Here is a 17,525-nt window from a genome sequence, read left to right as displayed (position 1 = left end):
AGCTCATGTAGGCGCCGGTGGCCGCGCACATCATCGACAAGGGCATCCCGGCGACGGGGCTGCTGGCGCAGGTCCTGGTGGCCAAGTTCCTCGACCATCTGCCGCTGTACCGCCAGGAGCGCATCTTTGAGCACGCCGGCATGGCGATCGCACGCTCGACGCTGGCGCAGCGGTCGGCGAGTGCGGGGTGCAACTGCAGCCGCTGGTCGATGCGCTCATCGCCGAGATGCTGAAGAGCGGCGTGCTGCCCGTCGACGAGACGCCAGTGGCGATGCTCGATCCGAAAGCCAAGACCGGCAAGATGCACAAGGCGTACGTGTGGAGCTACTGCACCACGCAGTTCAACCCGATGAAGGCTGTCGTGTTCGACTTCGCCGACAGCCGCGGCGGCCACCACGTGCGCGCGTTCCTCGGGCAGGCAGACGCCCCAGACAGCGGCTGGAAGGGCAGCCTCGTGGTCGACGACTTCAGCGGCTGCAAGGCGTGCTTTGAGCGCGGCGTCAAGGACGTGGGCTGCATCGCGCACGCCAGACGCAAGTTCCATGAACTGTGGGCCACCCATGCGAGCCAGGTCGGCGAGCAAGCGCTGAATTTCTTCCAGGAGCCATACAAGATCGAACGCGAAGTTGAGCACTGCTCGGCCGAGCAACGCCAGGCGGGCCCGCAAGGAGCGCTCAGCGAAGATCGCCAAGGCGCAGCATGAGTGGCTGTTTGAGCAGCGGCAGAAGGTGCCGAACGGCTCGGCCACCGCCAAAGCCATCGACTACAGCCTCAGGCGCTGGACTGCGCTGCACCCCGTGCTCGTTTTGTGGGACGAACAGGGATGAAGCGGGACAGCGTGGGACAGTCGTTTCCCTTGTAGATTAATGGCTTGCGATCGAGAATCGGTTCCACACGATCCAGTCGATCTTCGCTCGATCCGATTCACGGTTTACCCCTCGGTGTACCCCTGGGCCCCGCAACACCCATGACCCGCTACCCAAAATCCGGCCGCGGCCGCAAGTGGACAGTAGCCGAGCTCAAGGCTGTCGGCGCCGCGTGGCGCGGCGACACTCTGGCAGACGGCGATGGCCTGTCCGGCACGGTCCGCGTCAGCGACGGGGGGGTGGTCACACTGCACTGGCGGTATGCGTTCAAGCGCGCCGGCCGAGTCGCATGGCACTACTGCGGGACCTGGCCGCTCGTCTCGCTCGAGACTGTCCGCGCGGCGCGCGATGCGGCCCGAGACGCGCTGAAACGCGGCGCCGACCCCAACGAGAAGCGGCAAGCCGATCGAATCGACGAGCGCCAACGGGTCCAGGCGACGATCGCGGCCGACGTGAAGCGCCGCGCGGAGGACGCGACGGTCGAGCAGCTGGCCCGAGAGTGGTTCAGGAGCGGCGTCCTGCGCAAGGACGGCAACGCCGACCTGCAACGTTCGTTCGAGAAGGACCTGTTCCCGCGTGCCGGAAGCCGGCCGGTTCGCGCGACCACCGAGCAGCACCTGCGCGAGGTGCTGACCGCAGTCGTGGCGCGTGGCGCCAACCGGATGGCGGTGCGGCTGTGGCGCGACCTGCGCCAGATGTTCGCCTGGGCAGAGAAGCGACAGCCTTGGCGCAAGCTGCTGATCGACGGCAACCCGGCGGAGCTGGTTGGGATCGAGACGATCGTGCCGGTGGACTACGACATGTCCAACGTGCGCGAGCGGACGTTGACCGCTGGCGAGATCAGGGAACTGCGCGACATATTCGCCCGCATGGACCAGGACTACGAGCAGGCCGCGGACAGGCGCCGGGCCACGCGGCCTCTGCAGCCGGAGAGTCGACTCGCGCTGTGGATCTGCCTGAGCACGCTGTGTCGGATCGGCGAACTCCTGATGGCCCAGTGGAAGCACGTCGACCTCGAGGCGAACACTTGGTTCATCCCGAAAGAGAATGCCAAGGGTGCCCGCGGCAAGAAGCAGGATCAACTCGTCTTCCTGTCAGCCTTCGCCGCGCGGCAGTTCGAGGCCGTGCATGCATTGACGGGCAACACCGACTGGTGCTTTCCCGCCCGGCGCGCCGAGTCTCACGTCGATGTGAAGACGGTGAGCAAGCAGGTCGGCGACCGCCAGCACAGGTTCAAGGAGCGCAAGGCACTGAAGGGACGGAGGAACGACGACAGCCTCGTCCTTGCTCGAGGCGCCAACGGCGACTGGACGCCCCACGATCTGCGACGCACTGGCGCCACGATGATGCAAGCCCTCGGCATCACGCCGGAGGTGGTGGATCGATGCCAGAACCACGTTCTCAAGGGCAGCCGTGTTCGCCGGCATTACCTCACCCATCCGTACAACGTGGAGAAGCGCGATGCCTGGGAGCGGCTGGGCGCTGAGCTTGAAGCGATTCTCAACGCATGCTCGTCTGCAGCGAGCGCTCGCGAACGACCGGTTCGTTCAGCCGGAACCGCTGTACAAGGCGAGGCGGCGCCACCGTTAATGAGGGCAACCGCTTGTCCTGACGCGGTTGGCGGTGCCAGACCTGCGGCGACAACAGACATCGCCACGTTTCGCGTCGCCTGACGGCTGCCGGCCAGAAGCGGTCATCGGCCAACGGCTGCTAGCGGGCTAGCCGCGCATCGCATCCAGTGTGCTGCGAACACCGTGACCGGTGACCTTCAACACGTCGGTGTAGATGATCGTCGTGGCGACGTCCGCGTGCCTCAGAAGATCCTGAACCGTGCGGATGTCGGCGCCTGATTGCAGCAGGTGTGTCGCAAACGCGTGGCGCACGGCGTGCGGCGATGCGGGCTTGGCGATGCCCGCCGTATGTACGGGGCGCTTGAAGGCGCGCTGGAACGTGTGGTGGTACATGTGGTGTCGCCGCACGACACCGCTGATCGGATCCGTGGAGTACGCTGCTTGGGGAAATACCCAGAACCAGGCCACGACGAGCCGGCGCACGGGTACTTTCGCCCCAGTGCAGCCGGCATTCCGCGCCAGCGCCACCGTGCGCCAGGTCCTCGGACCACACCTGGTGCGCCATCGTGAGCTGGATGCGAAGACCGGCCCGCAGACTGGCCGGCAGCATCGAGTCCCGATCCTTGCCGCCCTTTCCGTGTCGAACGATCACGGCCTAGTGCTCGAAGTCCAGGTCCTTCCCGCGCAGTTCCAGACCTTCGGACAAGCGCAAACCGAGCGCCATACAACAGCAGGTGCTAGCCGGACATCTGGGCCAAGATGGCCGCGACCTCGTCGCGTGTCAGCACCACCGGCAGTTTGCGAGATCGCCGCGGCCGTCCGATCTCCTGTAGCCAAGGCAACTGCTGGCCAAGCACCTTGGCATAGAGGAAGAGTAGAGCGGACAGTGCCTGCGTATGCGTCGAGGCCGACGCTTGCCGCTCGCTGGCAAGGAAGCTCAAGAAGCTCTCCACCTCCTCCTGACCCATCTGTGCGGGGTGACGAAGGCCATGGAAGCGAATGTAGGCCTTGCGCCAATGGACGTAGGCCTGCTCAGTGCGACGGCTGTAGGGGAGGTACCGAAACCGTCCACGCAACTGGTCCAGCAGCCGAGCCGCCCTAAGAGGAGGCAAGACGAGAGCAGGCTGCGGCCGGTAGCCGGCCGCGCGAAACCGTTGGAGCAGCCATCGGATGACTCCCGCGCACACCATCGCCGAGGGCTTGTGAAGCCGCCGCGCTAACGGCAAAGTCCCGAGTTCGCTTTTATCGGCACGATATCACTGGATGAAAGTACAGTAAGCGCCGACTGCCTAGGCGTGACAAGCGTAGTACCGCACACGTGTCATGCGGACAGGCACGTGCTTACGGCAACAGGTGTCCATCTAGAACATAGTAGCCGTCCCCGCTCGAACCACTGTGAATCACTACCCGCCTCTGATTGGAAGTTTTTCCCGAAGAACGCGGCGGGGCTTGTCGGTGCGCTCGTGTTTCTGCACTGGGTTCCAGGCGCATCCTGTACGTCGCCTATGCGATGTGCGGAGTCGCACCCTCCATCCATTGCTCCGGCCTGCAATGGGCGGCTGGGCACAACCGAGGTCGTCGGTGAGTCTCGTCCACGGTCCAACCCCTCGCTGCAGCGGACGGCTTTGCCGCCCGCTGAGCTAGAGCGTTATACCTCTCAGACTGCCGCGCTATGACGAACAGTTCTGAAGATACCGTCGCAGCGTTGGACCGCATCACGAACCTCGAGGGTGCCGTTCGCGACTTCATTAACACGGGACGACATCAAGGTGATCTTCTCAAGTCGAGGGAGAGTTGGAACCAGATTTGCAGTTCGTTAGACGTCATCGGCGATACCGTCCTTTGTATTCGGGACTATGTTGCCTCTCCATACCCGTCGAGTGACGGTCTGAAGTACATCTACACGTATGGAATTTTGCAGGCGCTCTTTCTTCAGCAGGATGCCGTTCGCCACCTCTCGGAAGCTTTCGCTGTCAGCCACCCGGAGAGTCCGACACTTATGCGAATTCGGGATATTCGCAACGCTGCGATCGGCCACCCGACCAAGCAGAACATTAAGAAGGTCAACCACTACAACTACATCTCACGCGTCTCGCTCTCAAAGACCGGGTTCACCCTACTTCGGTCTTCACCGGACGACGACACGAAATTTGTAGACGTGGATTTGACAGGGATCGTCGAGGAGCAGCTGAGAGACATCGAAGTGGCCTTGTCGTCGGTCGCCGACAAGCTGAAAGCGGCAGATCGACTCCATCGGGAGAAGTTTGGAGGCAGATTGATTTCCGACGTGTTTCACTCCTCGACGGGCTACATGTTTGAGAAGGTGGGGCAGGGCGTCCACTCTTCGTCGCAGGGCGATCGTTCTTTCGGCCTGTCAATGCTCGAGTCAATTGAGAAGATGTACTCGCAGTTCAAAGCCGCGCTCGAAGAGCGGCGCGAGTTGAGCGAATACACGCGCTTTGACCTCGACGAGTACAAGCATGCGATCTCCGTGCTAAAGGAATATCTGTCGGGTAATCCAAAGGAGATAAGTGAAAGCGACGCGCGGATCTATCTGTTCTATCTGCGGGAGCAACACGAACACAAGTTCGTGAAGATCGCTGAGGAAGTGGACGATGAGTACGAGGGCGGAGAGGTATAACAGTTCGGTCGAATCGGACACCTTGGGGCAAGGGGTCGCACAGTGCCGTTGGAAACTGCACCGTGCGGCCCCTGCCTCAACGTGCCGGTCACCTTCACGTTAGACGTCAAAGGAGGAGCTTGTGGCTCGGGAAGACTATCTGTTCATGGGGCCTGACTGGCATTCAGTTGACCGGCACCAGCGCGAGCAAATGGCCGCAGAGATCGAGAAGGTCGATCCTGATCGCCTACTGAATACCTCTGTGGACGATTTGGCGCTCTACTTCTCCGAAAATTACAAGATTGACGTTCCGGTTCTTGACGAAGACAACCTGGTGGTGGATCAGCGAGAGAAGCAGATTGACGTAAGCAGGGATCAGAACAGGTACATCACAGACCGGAGCAGGCCCTTCTACATCACAGGGTCGGAGATCGAAGTGGAGATCCCGTTCACCGGCGAGGCAGAGGCCTTCAAGATCCAGCCCAATCCGTACACCCTAAGCCCGCCTCGGGCAAGCGTACGCAGCAACCTACTGACGTTCGCGATCGTCGGAACGAACCTCGAGGCCGCGCAAGTTCGGGGAGAGATCGAACGGACTGTCCGCGAGGTCCAATCGTACTTGACGAATCTTCGTGCCAATGTAGCTGGACTAAACGGGCAGCTTCTGGGCGAGGCTCGCAGGGCGATTGAGGCCCGACGGAATAAGCTACTTGCGAACCGCAATACAGTTGCGTCGCTCGGCTTCAAGATGAAGGAACGGCAGAATGCTCCGAAGACGTATGTTCCGCCGGACGTGCGCAAGAAGATCTCCCCAGTTATGCCTCCCGCGAGTTCTGCGCCGTACAAGCCGGAGCCTGCGCTGGGCCAGAGCGACTACGAGCATATTCTTGGTGTCATGCAGGGCATGACACAAGTCATGGAGCTCAGCCCCTCCGCTTTCCATGACGTCGACGAAGTGGCTTTGCGCTCGCACTTCCTTGTCCAACTGAACGGGCACTATCAGGGTCAAGCGACTGGAGAGACGTTCAACTACGAGGGCAAGACTGACATTCTTATTCGTTCGGAAGGCCGAAACATCTTCATTGCAGAGTGCAAATTTTGGTCCGGACCGAAGAAGCTTGCGGAGACTATCGACCAGCTCCTTGGCTACAGCTCATGGAGAGACACAAAGACAGCTGTGGTGGTGTTCAACCGGAACCGGGACTTCTCCAAAGTACTGGCGGCAATTCCTGACGCGGTCCGTGCGCACCCGCAGTTCAAGAAGGACTTGCCTGGCTCGACGGAGACGATTTTCCGGTACCTGTTTGCCAATCGAGATGACAGAAATCGAGAGCTGTACCTGACTGTCATGGCCTTTGACGTGCCAACGCCGCGGCCATGACGCCTAACAGGTCGGTCGACTCAGACACGATGCAGCAAGGGGCCGCACGGAGACGCTGGAAATCTTGCACCGCGCGGCCCCTTGCGGCAACGTGCCGGTCACCTTCACCTTAGACCCCATGCTGTCAGAAGCCCGCAAACAAGCCGCCGGTAAGTACGTCGAGTGGCTACGCTTGGCCGTTCATGAGAAGGCATTACCTGCTTCCACTCGAGTGCGCGCAGGCGCGGCCTGCTTGGCCATCGCGCAGGAGCACCACCACTCGATCGCCCTACTTATCGAACACAGCCTGTATGCGTCCAGCTTCTCGCTTCTGCGCGTTGCCTTCGAGGCGTACGTTCGTGGCATGTGGTTGGTCCTCTGCGCTACCGAGCCTCAAGTCGACGGGTTTCTCAATGCGCAAGAGCCGCCAAAGCTCGGTGTTTTTCTTGGTCAGCTTGAGCAGACTCCGGGTTTCTCGGAGGGCGTGCTTTCAGTCCTCAAGCAGAGGCACTGGGCAGCCATGTGCGCCTACACACACACCGGTGGCCTACACGTTCAACGCTGGAACACGGATGAGGCGGTCGAGCCTCACTACGACCTCGAAGAGGTTGAACAGGTCCTCTTCTTTGCGGAGCTGATTGGCTCGCTCTCCGTGCTCGGGATTGCAGAGATCGCGAATGACGAAGAGCTCGCTTTGCAGGTGTTGGAGCAAGTGAAGGCTCGTGCGGCATGAGGTCTAACCCCACCATCGAGCGGACGTCGCAAAGGCCGCTTCGCGCCCTTTGCGCCGCCGCTCATGTCGAACGTTGATCGACCGGTTTTGACCACTTCTCCCGGACGGCTCCTGAGACCGCTAAGGGTCCGGAATCAGTCACTCGCCGCGGTGCGCCGAACGACCGCTTCCAGCTTGAAGGTCACATCCGGTCGGACTGGTGTCGGCGTCCGCTGCTACCGGCCCTCTGGCCTCGAGGTCTGGCCCAGTACCGATGCCTTTCCGCCTGAAGTCATCGCTCCTCCGCATCGCTGTTGGGACTAAATTCATCGCAGGCAAGCTCCCTTAGAGTCCAGCGATGACCAACGACGCCATCGATCGCCCGCGCACGGATGTCGAGCGCGCGCGCCTTCCCTACCTTCGCATCGGCCTGGTCATGAGCCTGACCGGGCTTGGGCGTTCGACGATCTACCGTCTGATGGCCGACGACCAGTTTCCGCCGCCGGTGCGGCTCACGAAGCGGATCGTTGTCTGGCGCCGCGCCGACGTTGAACAGTGGTTCGAGACCCGTCCCGTCGTCACGCATTGACCGGACTCAGCGTCAGGCCGGTAGCGCCACCTTCAACACCAGGCCAATCGACAGGAGGATCAGCGCCCAACGGCCCGATCGCCACGTGGTGAAGTGGTACCGATGGTTGAACCAGATGGCGCGATGCGCGCGGCCGATAGCGCTGAGTGCCGCGAGCGCCGTGATCATCGGGCCGACGATACCGGCGGGGTGCGGCAGGTTGGCGGCCAGCGCCATCCAGACTGCAGGCCAGGCCACCGCGTCGACAAGCGCGAGCAACCGCCGGCCGGGCCAATGCGGCGCGTCAGGCAGCGGTGCGCGAGTGAGAACGAGCCACATGATCGCTTTCGACTGCGCGGCAGCAGGTTGGTTCGACCCACCCTGCCGCCACGTGCCGAACCCGGCGCGCTACGCAGACGGTCGTCGAAGCGGCGTCGGGAGCCAGCGCTTTCCGGCGAGCCTCGTCGACGCCGTGTTCACGAGCACGCGCTTCTTCATGCTCTCGACGCCGTCGGCCGTCAGGCCCGGCGCGGCCTCCTTCACGGCCTGAACGATCTGCGCCTTCGAGACATGGTTGAGGAAGCCTTCGGCGGTCGGCGTCCACCAGTCGGCCATGTCGATCCCTACCACGACTAGGTTGTGCAGCAGCCCTTGCGCGTCGATCAGTGCAGCCAGTTCTTCGGCCCGCCCGCTCGAATAGCGCCCCACATTGAGCGGCGACACAACCAGCGCCGCTAGCGGAGCCGAAACCAGCTCCTTGATGTGTTCCATCATGATGAACTCCGGTTGACAATCCCTAAATCGGCTGTGCGCGCCACGCTGTGCCCAAGCTGAACCGCCCGGGCGAGACGCCGCAGTCAGGGCGGGACTCCGGGCCACGGGATGGCACCGGTTCCGGCTCAGCCCCGTGCCCGCGGTCCGTGGCGGTGCCTGATCGATACACATGCCTTCCAAGCCCTCGTGAACGGCCCACCCCTGCTCCAATATCCGAGGGAGCCGTTCGTGGCTGTTGATGTCCCTCGGCGTTGGCTCGGGTGCGCTGGTTCCTGCCCCGCATTCGTCGGTCGCCACCCGTGCGACACCGAGAGCGGCGCGACGGCGCACCGGTGCAAGGGCTCCGTGGAATAAATGGAAGGGGCCTGCGCGGGCCGCAGCGCCAGCGAAGGCCGGCGGGGGAAGGCCGCCGTTTATGCCGCGAAAGGCCCTTGCGCCAGGGCGCGCGCCGCTACGGTTCGCACGGGTGGCGGCCGACGAAGACGGGGTAGCGACGCCGGGCCGACGAGGGAAGCGGCGGTGCGCGGCAGTGCGCGGCAGTACGCGGCCGACGTGCCGCGCCCTTGGGGCGCGCCGATCAAAGGACGCCGACAGGACACTGCCACATCTGGGACGACATGCGCGTCCACGGGACGCCTCGAAACGTCTGGAAAAACCATGGGCTGGACAATTCCAAAGCCGACGCGTTCAACTCGATTTATATGCAGAACCAGCGCATAACCTGTCGACAGCCTGTGGATCAATATGGGAAGCCGGCTGGCCACGTGCCTACTGGCGTGAAGGCGAACCATGAGAGGTAAGCCATGGACCCTTCCGACGACTGCGGCGCTCTGCAGTTCGAGTGCCCGCGTTGCGGGCATACCGAGACGGATGACTACGAGGTCATCGAATCCGGCACAGCGATGGACTGGCGCTGCGGGTCCTGCCTGCGCCTGTTCAGCGTGTTGCTCACGGAGTGTGAGCACTGCGGCTGCGAGAGCGTGCACCCCGCGTTGACTGGCGCGGAGCAGGCCAACCTCAACGACGTTCGCTGCCAGCACTGTGGCAAACCGAGCCTGCGTCATGAAGAGCTCACGGAATCGAGCGAAGTTCTCTGAGGCCGAAGGCCCGATCGTCGTACGGAGCGACGACGGCACGGTGAGCTACAGGCTTCAGCCCACCCGGCATGGCCTGTGCGTGGAGCGGGAGCGCAAGCAGGTGTGCGGTCGTGCACGGCTCGTTCACACCGCGATCTTCAGGGACAGCGCCTGCTTTCTGCGTTGGTGCGAAGCGGACTCAGTGCGCTTCGACTATCCCATCGTGTTCTCCGACATCAGGCGCAAGGGCGGCGCCCTGCTCGAGAATCATGAGCGAACCGCGCACGCTGACCGCGATCACGCAGGACGGTGAGTTCTTCCGGCGCACCGCCGACCTCGCAATGCGGGTCACGAGTGAACTCGACTCCAGCGAAGTGTCCGCGGTGCTCGCCGAGGCCAGTGATCTGTGCGGCGCAGACGCCGCAGCCTTCGCCAGTTTCGTCAAGGACGACGAGGCCTACGTGTCGTACCGATTCATCCTGGCATGCGACCCGACCTGGTGCCTCGAGTACGAGAGCAACGCGTGCTACATGCATGACCCCTGGTGGGATTACACGAGGCACCACTCAGAGGCGACGCTGGCAAAGCACATTCCTGTTCGCACGGCTCAGCAAAACGAAGTCGTGGCCCTGGCGCGTCGCTTCGGCTTCGCATCGGCGATCCTGATTCCTGCACAGAGCCCGCAGGGTTTGACCCGCCTCGGCGCACTGTGCCTCGGCTCGGCGAAGCCGGAGTACCTCGATGAGCAGACGCTTACTGCTGTGTCGGTCGCGGTCACCGGCCTCGTGGTCCGGCTGCACGCGTGGCAGATCGCGAAGCTGAGAGACGAACTGGTGACGCGAACCAAATTGTCCCAAGACGACCTGGCGCTGCTGGCCCAGCAACGTCAGGGACGAAGCTCGAAGGAGATCGCATCGCTGATGAACATGACATCGCAGGGTGTCGACTCCCGGTGGCAGCGCCTGAACGCCAAGCTGGGCGTCTCGTCGCGCACCACGGCGGCGCAGCTGGCGGCAGAGTACGGCCTGATCTGACGGCTTGGCTGTCGTGTTGGGCCAGCTCACATCGGCAGCAGGCTACATGGCGATCTTCATCGCCCCTGCGCTGCTGGCGGTCAGTGCTGTGATCGCCCAGCCCCTGCTGACGTTTGGTGTCGCGTTTCTGCTGTTTCCACTGGCGCGCCTGGTATTCGGCGTGCATCGACCGGGTGAGCCTCCCGTGTGGGGCGGGCGACTCGCATTCGTGCTTGAGCGGCTGCCGATGGTCTACGCCTTCGCGCTTGTCGGCGCGTTGGGGACCGTGCTCGTCCGCTGGCTCACCTTCGCACCCTCATCGTTCGAGGGCCTCAAGTGGGCGCTGAGTCTCTGGGTGACGCTAATCTTCGCCACCTGTGTGGCCCACGAATTGGTGCACCGCTCAAGCAGCGGGGATCGGTTGATGGGACACGTGCTCGCCGGGCTGGCTGGCTACCCGTTGCTTGGATACGAGCACCTTCGACATCACCGTCTTGCGGGCAACACGGCAGCCGCGGAATGGCCGAGGCGCGAAGAGTCGGTATGGCGGTTTGCAGGGCGGCGGCTCTCGCGCATCACCGCCGAGACTGTGGGGAGGTGCGGCCTCGCGTGGCATGGAGAGGCGCGGTTGCCCACCGTACGCGGGCTCCGGTTGGCGCTGGTTGCCATGGCAGCAAACTGGGCGATCTTCGGCGCCGCGGCCGGCTGGGTTGGCATTGCGATCTTCGGGTTCGTGGTCGTCCTCGTTGCGTTCGCCATCCAGACCGTCACATACATCCAGCACTGGGGCCTCGGCGACGACTGCTTCTCAAGCGCGCGCAAACACGAGTGGGGCTGGGAAGACGACTGCCGCTTCCAGTCCTGGGTCACCCTGAACCTGAGCCTGCATCAGGCCCACCACGACACGCCTGGCGTGCCGTACTTCCGCGTCATGCTGGCCGCGGCATCGCCCCGCCTTCCTACCGGCTACCCTCTGCTCATGTTCGCCGCCTTGGTACCGCCACTGTGGCGCCGGGTGATGGAACCAGCCCGAACGTACTGGATGGCCCACCCCGCACAGCCACTCTCATCAGGGCGGCGCGTCACCTGTGCCGCGGTCTATCGGCGCGTCTGACTCTCGGATGCGGTCACCGATGTGCGCGAGCGTCGCGAGCTCGCGCGCTGCATCAGCAAGTGCCTGCGGTCCGAGCCCTTGAAGTGGAAACCGCCGATGTACCTCTGTGCGTCGGTAGTTGGAGCGGGTTGATCGCAGGTAGCAAGGGTCGTAGTGCCCCTCCATGACGCTCTCGAACAGAGCATCGGTCGCGCCCTGCTCTGCCAAATTCTGCCAGGCCGAGAGCAACTGTCCTCCAACCAGCGGCTTCAGCGGCACCAGCTTCCGGACCATTCCAACCGGATCGGCGGCGAAGTGCGGATAGTCCTCGCGCCAAAGCTGCACACGCTCAGTCATCGGGGCATCGAGATGAATCACCTCCGACCGGTGCATGCAGTCGAACAGGCTCTCGGGCAACTGCAGGTTGCCGATCTTCTTGCTTTCAGCCTCGATCCAGACCGGCCTTGATGCATCGAAGCGTCGCAGCTCGTGGAGCAACAGGCTGTCGAACGACTTCTGAGTCGGTTGAGGCACGCCGGGCAGATCTCCAAGCAACGAGCCGCGATGCGCGGCCAGCGCCTCCAGGTCCAGCACCTGCTCACCCTGCGCTGCCAGCGCACTGAGCAGGCGGGTCTTGCCGCAGCCGGTGGGGCCCGCAAGCACACGGTACTTGAATCGGGGCGGTAGCGCTTCGAGCGACTCGCGCGCCCATTGCCGGTACCGCTTCCAGCCTCCGGCCAGAACATCGACCTGGAAGCCGATCGTCCGGAGGTTGTCGGCCCACAGGCGGCTGCGCTTGCCGCCGCGAAAGCAATAGACAAGGAAGCGGTCGGTTTTACCGTACTTGGAGATGAGCGGCTTGATCTGGTCGGCGATGTTGCGCAACGAGTACTCCACGCCGATAAGGTAGGCGCCGTGCTTGTCGGACTTGTGACGCGTGCCGACCTCGGCGTACTGGGCATCATTGACCACGGGCAGATTGACGGCCCCGGGAAGGTGATCCTCGGCGTATTCGTGCGGTGAACGTGCGTCGATGACGAGGGAGTAGTCCTCGAATTCGCGGACCCCGATCTGTTCAGGCGACACCATGCCGCTGGATGCAACAGGGCTCATGCACATCCCGCGGGACTGTGCCCGTGCGCTGAAAAATCGATTCGATCCATCGCGTCTTCGCGCATCGTCGCCTCCTACATTGACTCCCACGGTGCCAAGCATCAGAGGACTGCCAAGCGGCATCCGGTGTGCGGCGCGTCGCCAAGGAGTCGAGCATGGACCACTCGTCAAGGGTCGCGCGCCACGGCGCGGCCAACAACGGACAGCGTACTTCATCGTGGCTCGGCGCCGTCGCCGCTATGGTCTTCGCGACGGCCTTCGCGTTCCCCACTTCCGCTCGCGCCGTCGATGGATGCCTCGTGCTGCTGTGCCTCACTGCACCGAGCTGGCGCGCGATCCCGCAGTGCGTCCCGCCGGTGCATCAGGTCTTCCGGGATCTCGCGAAGGGCAAGCCCTTCCCGACCTGCAACATGTCCGGCGCCGGGAACAGCGCGAACCACACTTGGTCGAGTGCTCCGGCGTTTTGCCCGCCGCAGTACACACGCGTCATCGACGGTGAGAGCGCGCCGATCTACCAGTGCGACTACTCAGGGGCCATCTCGATCTCGATCAACGGCGCACCCTTCTCTAGGACTTGGTGGAGCTTCGGCGGTGACTCGGTGACCGAGTTCAGCCCTGCGGCCAAAACCCAGCTCCGCACCTGGGACACGCGCTTCGACGACGACTACGCGAAGTGGTTCGCGTCCCTGCCGCCGCCGGCACCCGACACACCGTGAGCGAGGCTCAAAGTGGACGACGCCACCTTCCTCGCCCTCGCGCTGGTCTGCGCGCCGCAGATCCATCCGGACACGGCTCGTGCCATCGCCCGCGTCGAGAGCAGCTTCAACCCGTACGCGATCGGCGTGGTCGGCGGCGCTCTGCAACGCCAGCCGCGCACTCGAGCCGAAGCGCTGGCCACGATCGAGGCGCTGCAGGCTGACGGCTGGAACTACAGCGTGGGCTTGGGCCAGATTAACGTCGGCAACTTCGCGCGCCTTGGCCTGACACCGCGGACCGCGCTCGATCCCTGCGCCAGCCTTGCGGCGATGCAGGCCGTGCTCGGCGAGTGCTACGCGCGGGCCGCCTCGGCCCACGCGGCGCAGCACGCCCTGCGCTTTTCACTGTCCTGCTACTACAGCGGCAACTTCAGCACCGGCCTGCGCCACGGTTACGTCCGCAAGGTCGTACGGGCCTCAGCCTCACTTCCGGCCGCTGGCTCTGCTCTCCCCAACCGCAAGGAGCGCTCGTGAACCAAGAACTTCGCTCGAACCGCTCCGCCGTCCTCATCGGCGCCTTGGCCCCTGTCCTTGCCCACGCGCAGGGCTTCGACAAGATCAACACGACGGTCACCAACGTCAACGCAATCCTAGTCACGATCTCGATCGCGGTGGTGACCATCGCGATCATCTGGGCCGGCTTCAAGATGATCTTCCAGGGCGCGCGCCTGGCCGACGTGGCGAACGTGCTGATCGGCGGCACGCTGGTCGGCGGTGCCGCGGCCTTTGCCAGCTACATCGTTAACTGACGGAATCGCAGCGATGCTCGGCGAAGCCATCTACAAGGGCGCGACCCGTCCGGCCATGAAGCTGGGCATTCCGCTGGTGCCGCTGGTGATCCTGTTCGGCACAGGGATGCTGCTGGTCATGTGGGGCGGCATCCTCGTGAGCTGGTGGGTTGCGCTCGCGGTGCTGCTGGCCGTCGTACCGGCGCTCGGCTGGATGCGCCACGTCACCAGCAAGGACGACCAGCGCTTCCGGCAGATCTTCATCGCGGTCAAGCTGCGCCTGCACGACCGCAACCGGCGCTTCTGGAAGTCGCGCAGCTACGCGCCGAACCTGTACCGCGGGGCACGCGATGCTTGGCACGTCTAGGCGCGCCGCCTCGGCGGGCGTGGCCGGCGTCTTTGCACGCCCCCGTCCGTCGCCTCGGTACTGGAAGCAGGCAGCTGCTGAGAACCCGCTCGCCCGCTTCGTGCCGTTCTCGTCGCTGGTCAGTCCGCACGACGTGATCACGCGCGGTGGCGACTACCTGCGAGTCTGGCGGATCGACGGCGTGCCTTTCGAGTGCGCGGACGAGCACCTGATCGCCGAGCGGCACGAGGCGCTGTGTAGCCTGCTGCGCAACCTCGCCGGCGGCCAGTGGGCCGTCTGGACGCACCGGCTTCACCGGGTCGTGCGTGACCAGCTCGAACACCCCGCCGAGCCGGGCTTCGCACGCGACCTGTCGGTGGCGTACCAGGCTCGGCTGAGCCAGCACCGCATGATGAGCAACGAGCTGTACCTCACGCTCGTCTATCGGCCGAACGTGTCGCGCGTCGGCCGTGCCCTGCAGTCGCGCCAGCGTTCGCGCGAAGCCATCGCGTCGGCGCAGGCCGAGGCGCTGCGCGTCATGGAAGAACGGTCGGCGTTCGTCGCCCGCGTGCTGCGAGGCTTTCGGCCGGAGCTACTGGGCGTTCGCGAGGACCGCGGCCGCCGGCACTCGGAAGTCGCGGAGTTCCTGGGCTACCTCGTCAACGGGCGCTGGCGCCCGGTGCCCGCCGCCGCCGCCCCGCTGTACCGGACCCTGCCGACCACCCGCCTGTCCTTCGGCGGCGACAAGCTCGAACTGCGCCAGGGCGGCGGCACGCGCTACGCGGCCCTCGTGGACATCAAGGAGTACGCCGACGCGGTGCAACCCGGCATCCTGAACGCGCTGCTCTACGAGCCAAGCGAGTTCATCGAGACGCAGAGCTACTCGATCCTGCCGCGGCGTGAGGCGATGCGGGCTTTGGAACTCCAGCGCGACCAGCTCATCGCCAGCGACGACGTGGTGGCCAGCCAGGTGGCCGAGATGGACGTGGCGCTCAACGAACTCGGCGACGGCCAGTTCTGCATGGGGGAGTACCACTACAGCCTCGTCGTGTTCGGCGAGGACGTGGCCGACGCCGGCCGCGGCGCGGCGCAGGCCATCGGTGCCGTCGGCGAGGCATCGAGCCTGCAGATGTCGCCGGTCGATCTGGTCGCCGACGCCGCCTGGTTCGCGCAGATGCCCGGCAACTGGCAATGGCGACCGCGGGACGCGAAGCTGTCGTCGCGCGCCTTCGCGGCACTCGCCGCCGGCCACAACTTTGCGCGCGGCAAGCGCGATGGCAATCCGTGGGGCGAAGCCTTGGCGCTGATGCGCACGCCCTCGGGTCAACCGTTCTACCTGAACCTGCACGCCAGCCCCGATGGTGAGGACTCTGCCGACAAGAAGCTGCCCGGCAACACGCTGATCATCGGCTCGACCGGCGTCGGCAAGACCACGCTCGAAATGTTCCTGCTGACGCTGACGCGTAAGTGGGAGCCAGCACCGCGGCTGGTGCTTTTCGATCTGGACCGCGGATGCGAGATCGCGCTGCGCGCGCTCGGCGGTCGCTACCTGACGCTCGAAGCCGGCAAGCCCACCGGCTGCAACCCGCTACAGCGTGAGCCCACGCCGGCACGACTGCAGTTCTGGGAGCAGCTCATCCGCACCTGCATCGAGACCCCGGCGCTGCCGCTGATGCCTTCGGACGAGCGTGCCGTCTCCGATGCCATCAAGGCCGTGGCGATGATGCCGCCGGCCCTGCGCCGCTTCTCAACCGTACGGCAGAACCTGCCGAAGACCGGCGAGAACAGCCTCTACGAGCGGCTTGGCCGCTGGTGCCAGGGCGGCGCGTTGGGTTGGGTCTTCGACATGGCAGACGATCGGCTCGGTGAGTTGTACGACGCCGGGGTGATCGGCTTCGACACCACCGAATTCCTCGACCTGCCCGAGGTCCGCACGCCGGTGATGCTGTACCTGCTGCAGGTGATGGAAGAGCTGATCAACGGCGAGCGGCTGATCTACGTGATCTCCGAATTCTGGAAGGCGCTCGACCACCCCATCTTCAGTGACTTCGCGAAGCAGAAGCAGAAGACGATCCGCAAGCAGAATGGCCTGGGCATCTTCGATACGCAGAGCCCGTCGGACGTGCTGCGGCACCCCATCGGCCGGACGATGGTCGAGCAGAGCGTGACCAAGATCTTCCTCGCCAACTCCGAGGCGGTGCGCGAGGAGTACGTCGAGGGCTTCGGCTTGAGCGAGGCCGAGTACGACATCGTGCGCAGCCTCGGCGCCCAGGGCGGGCGGCGCTTCCTGGTCAAGCAAGGCCACGCCAGCGCGATCTGCGAGCTCGACCTGTCGGGACTCGACGACTTCATCACCGTGCTCTCGGCGACGACCGACAACGTGGCCCTGCTCGACGACATCCGTGGACGGCACGGCAACGACCCGTTTCAGTGGCTTCCCGTGCTGCTCCGTGAGGTTCAGGATCGCAAGTCCAGGAACTCGAGGAGTGCCGCATGAGCTTCGTTCGTTCAGCCGTGGTCGCCGCGGTGCTGGTCTTCGTGACCGGCACCGCATCCGCCCAGTTCGTCAAGGGCAACGAGGCGGTCAAGGTCATGCCTGATGGGACCAAGAAGGTCGAGACCGCGCCGCTGCCGGCTACCGGGCCTATTCGCTCCGCGAAACCCTGCGCAGCGGCGGACAAGTGCCATGGCGGAGCGTGGCTCATGGTCGAGACCAAGGATGGCCTGGTGGAGTGCACCGAGGCGTATGCGCGCCCAGGAACTTGCCGCGCATCGAGCTATGGCAACACGAAGCTGATGCGCGTCTGGGTCGTGAAGTGTGGCGACACGTGGGTGCAATGCCAGCTTCCTGACCTTGGGAGCAAGTGCGTGAATATGTTCGCTCGTCCGCCTGGGAACCTGCCATTCCCCGCGGCTCAGTAGGACCGAAC

20 protein-coding genes and 1 pseudogene are annotated in these 17,525 nt (G+C 64.3%); 16 read left to right on the top strand and 5 right to left on the bottom strand.

What is annotated here, in order from left to right; translation table 11 throughout:
• Window positions 1–92: 92 nt before the first annotated feature.
• Window positions 93–791 (top strand): annotated as a pseudogene (gene tnpC, locus LRS07_RS08825) (IS66 family transposase); the annotation flags it as partial.
• A 176-nt stretch (window positions 792–967) separates the two neighbouring features.
• A complete protein-coding gene (locus tag LRS07_RS08820; protein WP_260501559.1) occupies window positions 968–2,539 on the top strand; it encodes a tyrosine-type recombinase/integrase in 1,572 nt (523 codons plus the stop codon).
• A 45-nt stretch (window positions 2,540–2,584) separates the two neighbouring features.
• Here LRS07_RS08820 and LRS07_RS22450 read toward each other — a convergent pair whose 3' ends face one another.
• Both LRS07_RS22450 and LRS07_RS22445 read right to left on the bottom strand, forming a co-directional pair.
• Window positions 2,585–2,920, bottom strand: a complete 336-nt coding sequence (locus LRS07_RS22450) for a tyrosine-type recombinase/integrase (RefSeq protein WP_509909132.1) — start codon at window positions 2,918–2,920, stop codon at window positions 2,585–2,587.
• A 254-nt stretch (window positions 2,921–3,174) separates the two neighbouring features.
• Window positions 3,175–3,627 (bottom strand): phage integrase N-terminal SAM-like domain-containing protein, encoded by a 453-nt coding sequence (locus LRS07_RS22445; RefSeq protein ID WP_509909131.1) that lies wholly within the window; start codon window positions 3,625–3,627, stop codon window positions 3,175–3,177.
• Between the two features lie 515 nt (window positions 3,628–4,142).
• Between LRS07_RS22445 and LRS07_RS08810 the strand changes: the two genes are divergently transcribed.
• From LRS07_RS08810 to LRS07_RS08795, 4 genes are all read left to right on the top strand, one after another.
• Window positions 4,143–5,078 (top strand): hypothetical protein, encoded by a 936-nt coding sequence (locus LRS07_RS08810; protein WP_260501558.1) that lies wholly within the window; start codon window positions 4,143–4,145, stop codon window positions 5,076–5,078.
• Between the two features lie 190 nt (window positions 5,079–5,268).
• Window positions 5,269–6,438: a hypothetical protein gene (locus LRS07_RS08805; protein ID WP_260501557.1), complete on the top strand. Its 1,170-nt coding sequence runs from the start codon at window positions 5,269–5,271 to the stop codon at window positions 6,436–6,438.
• A gap of 118 nt (window positions 6,439–6,556) precedes the next feature.
• Complete coding sequence (locus tag LRS07_RS08800; RefSeq protein WP_260501556.1) at window positions 6,557–7,150, top strand: DUF6988 family protein; 594 nt, start codon at window positions 6,557–6,559, stop codon at window positions 7,148–7,150.
• A gap of 337 nt (window positions 7,151–7,487) precedes the next feature.
• Window positions 7,488–7,718: a helix-turn-helix transcriptional regulator gene (locus tag LRS07_RS08795; RefSeq protein ID WP_260501555.1), complete on the top strand. Its 231-nt coding sequence runs from the start codon at window positions 7,488–7,490 to the stop codon at window positions 7,716–7,718.
• Window positions 7,719–7,730: 12 nt separating this feature from the next.
• On the opposite strand, the gene LRS07_RS08790 is transcribed toward LRS07_RS08795, so the two are convergent.
• Both LRS07_RS08790 and LRS07_RS08785 read right to left on the bottom strand, forming a co-directional pair.
• Complete coding sequence (locus LRS07_RS08790; RefSeq protein ID WP_260501554.1) at window positions 7,731–8,036, bottom strand: hypothetical protein; 306 nt, start codon at window positions 8,034–8,036, stop codon at window positions 7,731–7,733.
• A 69-nt stretch (window positions 8,037–8,105) separates the two neighbouring features.
• Window positions 8,106–8,471, bottom strand: a complete 366-nt coding sequence (locus tag LRS07_RS08785) for a hypothetical protein (RefSeq protein WP_260501553.1) — start codon at window positions 8,469–8,471, stop codon at window positions 8,106–8,108.
• 803 nt (window positions 8,472–9,274) lie between these two features.
• Here LRS07_RS08785 and LRS07_RS08780 point away from each other — a divergent pair.
• From LRS07_RS08780 to LRS07_RS08765, 4 genes are read left to right on the top strand one after another with little or no spacing between them, the layout of a single operon-like run.
• Window positions 9,275–9,568: a hypothetical protein gene (locus tag LRS07_RS08780; RefSeq protein ID WP_260501552.1), complete on the top strand. Its 294-nt coding sequence runs from the start codon at window positions 9,275–9,277 to the stop codon at window positions 9,566–9,568.
• A complete protein-coding gene (locus LRS07_RS08775; RefSeq protein ID WP_260501551.1) occupies window positions 9,534–9,860 on the top strand; it encodes a hypothetical protein in 327 nt (108 codons plus the stop codon). Before LRS07_RS08780 ends, LRS07_RS08775 begins: the two co-directional genes overlap by 35 nt.
• Window positions 9,817–10,581, top strand: coding sequence for a helix-turn-helix transcriptional regulator (locus LRS07_RS08770; protein ID WP_260501550.1), 765 nt, complete (start codon window positions 9,817–9,819; stop codon window positions 10,579–10,581). Before LRS07_RS08775 ends, LRS07_RS08770 begins: the two co-directional genes overlap by 44 nt.
• A 46-nt stretch (window positions 10,582–10,627) precedes the next feature.
• Complete coding sequence (locus LRS07_RS08765) at window positions 10,628–11,674, top strand: fatty acid desaturase (protein ID WP_260501549.1); 1,047 nt, start codon at window positions 10,628–10,630, stop codon at window positions 11,672–11,674.
• Here LRS07_RS08765 and mnmH read toward each other — a convergent pair.
• Window positions 11,630–12,742: a tRNA 2-selenouridine(34) synthase MnmH gene (mnmH, locus tag LRS07_RS08760; protein ID WP_260501548.1), complete on the bottom strand. Its 1,113-nt coding sequence runs from the start codon at window positions 12,740–12,742 to the stop codon at window positions 11,630–11,632. The two genes, LRS07_RS08765 and mnmH, sit on opposite strands and share 45 nt — an antisense overlap.
• Window positions 12,743–12,921: 179 nt before the next feature.
• On the opposite strand from mnmH, the gene LRS07_RS08755 reads away from it, so the two are divergent.
• Genes LRS07_RS08755 through LRS07_RS08730 form a run of 6 tightly spaced genes read left to right on the top strand, consistent with a single transcriptional unit; the run spans window position 12,922 to window position 17,517 of the window.
• Window positions 12,922–13,482 carry a hypothetical protein gene (locus LRS07_RS08755; protein ID WP_260501547.1) on the top strand — a complete coding sequence of 187 codons (561 nt, stop codon included), beginning with the start codon at window positions 12,922–12,924 and terminating at the stop codon, window positions 13,480–13,482.
• A gap of 12 nt (window positions 13,483–13,494) precedes the next feature.
• Complete coding sequence (locus tag LRS07_RS08750) at window positions 13,495–13,995, top strand: lytic transglycosylase domain-containing protein (protein ID WP_260501546.1); 501 nt, start codon at window positions 13,495–13,497, stop codon at window positions 13,993–13,995.
• A complete protein-coding gene (locus LRS07_RS08745) occupies window positions 13,992–14,270 on the top strand; it encodes a TrbC/VirB2 family protein (protein WP_260501545.1) in 279 nt (92 codons plus the stop codon). The genes LRS07_RS08750 and LRS07_RS08745 overlap by 4 nt, the downstream gene beginning before the upstream one ends.
• Before the next feature lie 13 nt (window positions 14,271–14,283).
• Window positions 14,284–14,616 carry a VirB3 family type IV secretion system protein gene (locus tag LRS07_RS08740; protein WP_260501544.1) on the top strand — a complete coding sequence of 111 codons (333 nt, stop codon included), beginning with the start codon at window positions 14,284–14,286 and terminating at the stop codon, window positions 14,614–14,616.
• Window positions 14,600–17,092, top strand: a complete 2,493-nt coding sequence (locus LRS07_RS08735; protein WP_260501543.1) for a VirB4 family type IV secretion/conjugal transfer ATPase — start codon at window positions 14,600–14,602, stop codon at window positions 17,090–17,092. The genes LRS07_RS08740 and LRS07_RS08735 overlap by 17 nt, the downstream gene beginning before the upstream one ends.
• Window positions 17,089–17,517, top strand: a complete 429-nt coding sequence (locus LRS07_RS08730; RefSeq protein WP_260501542.1) for a hypothetical protein — start codon at window positions 17,089–17,091, stop codon at window positions 17,515–17,517. Before LRS07_RS08735 ends, LRS07_RS08730 begins: the two co-directional genes overlap by 4 nt.
• The last annotated feature ends 8 nt before the right edge of the window (window positions 17,518–17,525 follow it).

It is taken from the genome of Aquabacterium sp. J223 (assembly GCF_024666615.1).
Classification (GTDB): Bacteria; Pseudomonadota; Gammaproteobacteria; order Burkholderiales; family Burkholderiaceae_C; genus J223.
This window is presented reverse-complemented; position numbering and strand designations above follow the sequence as displayed.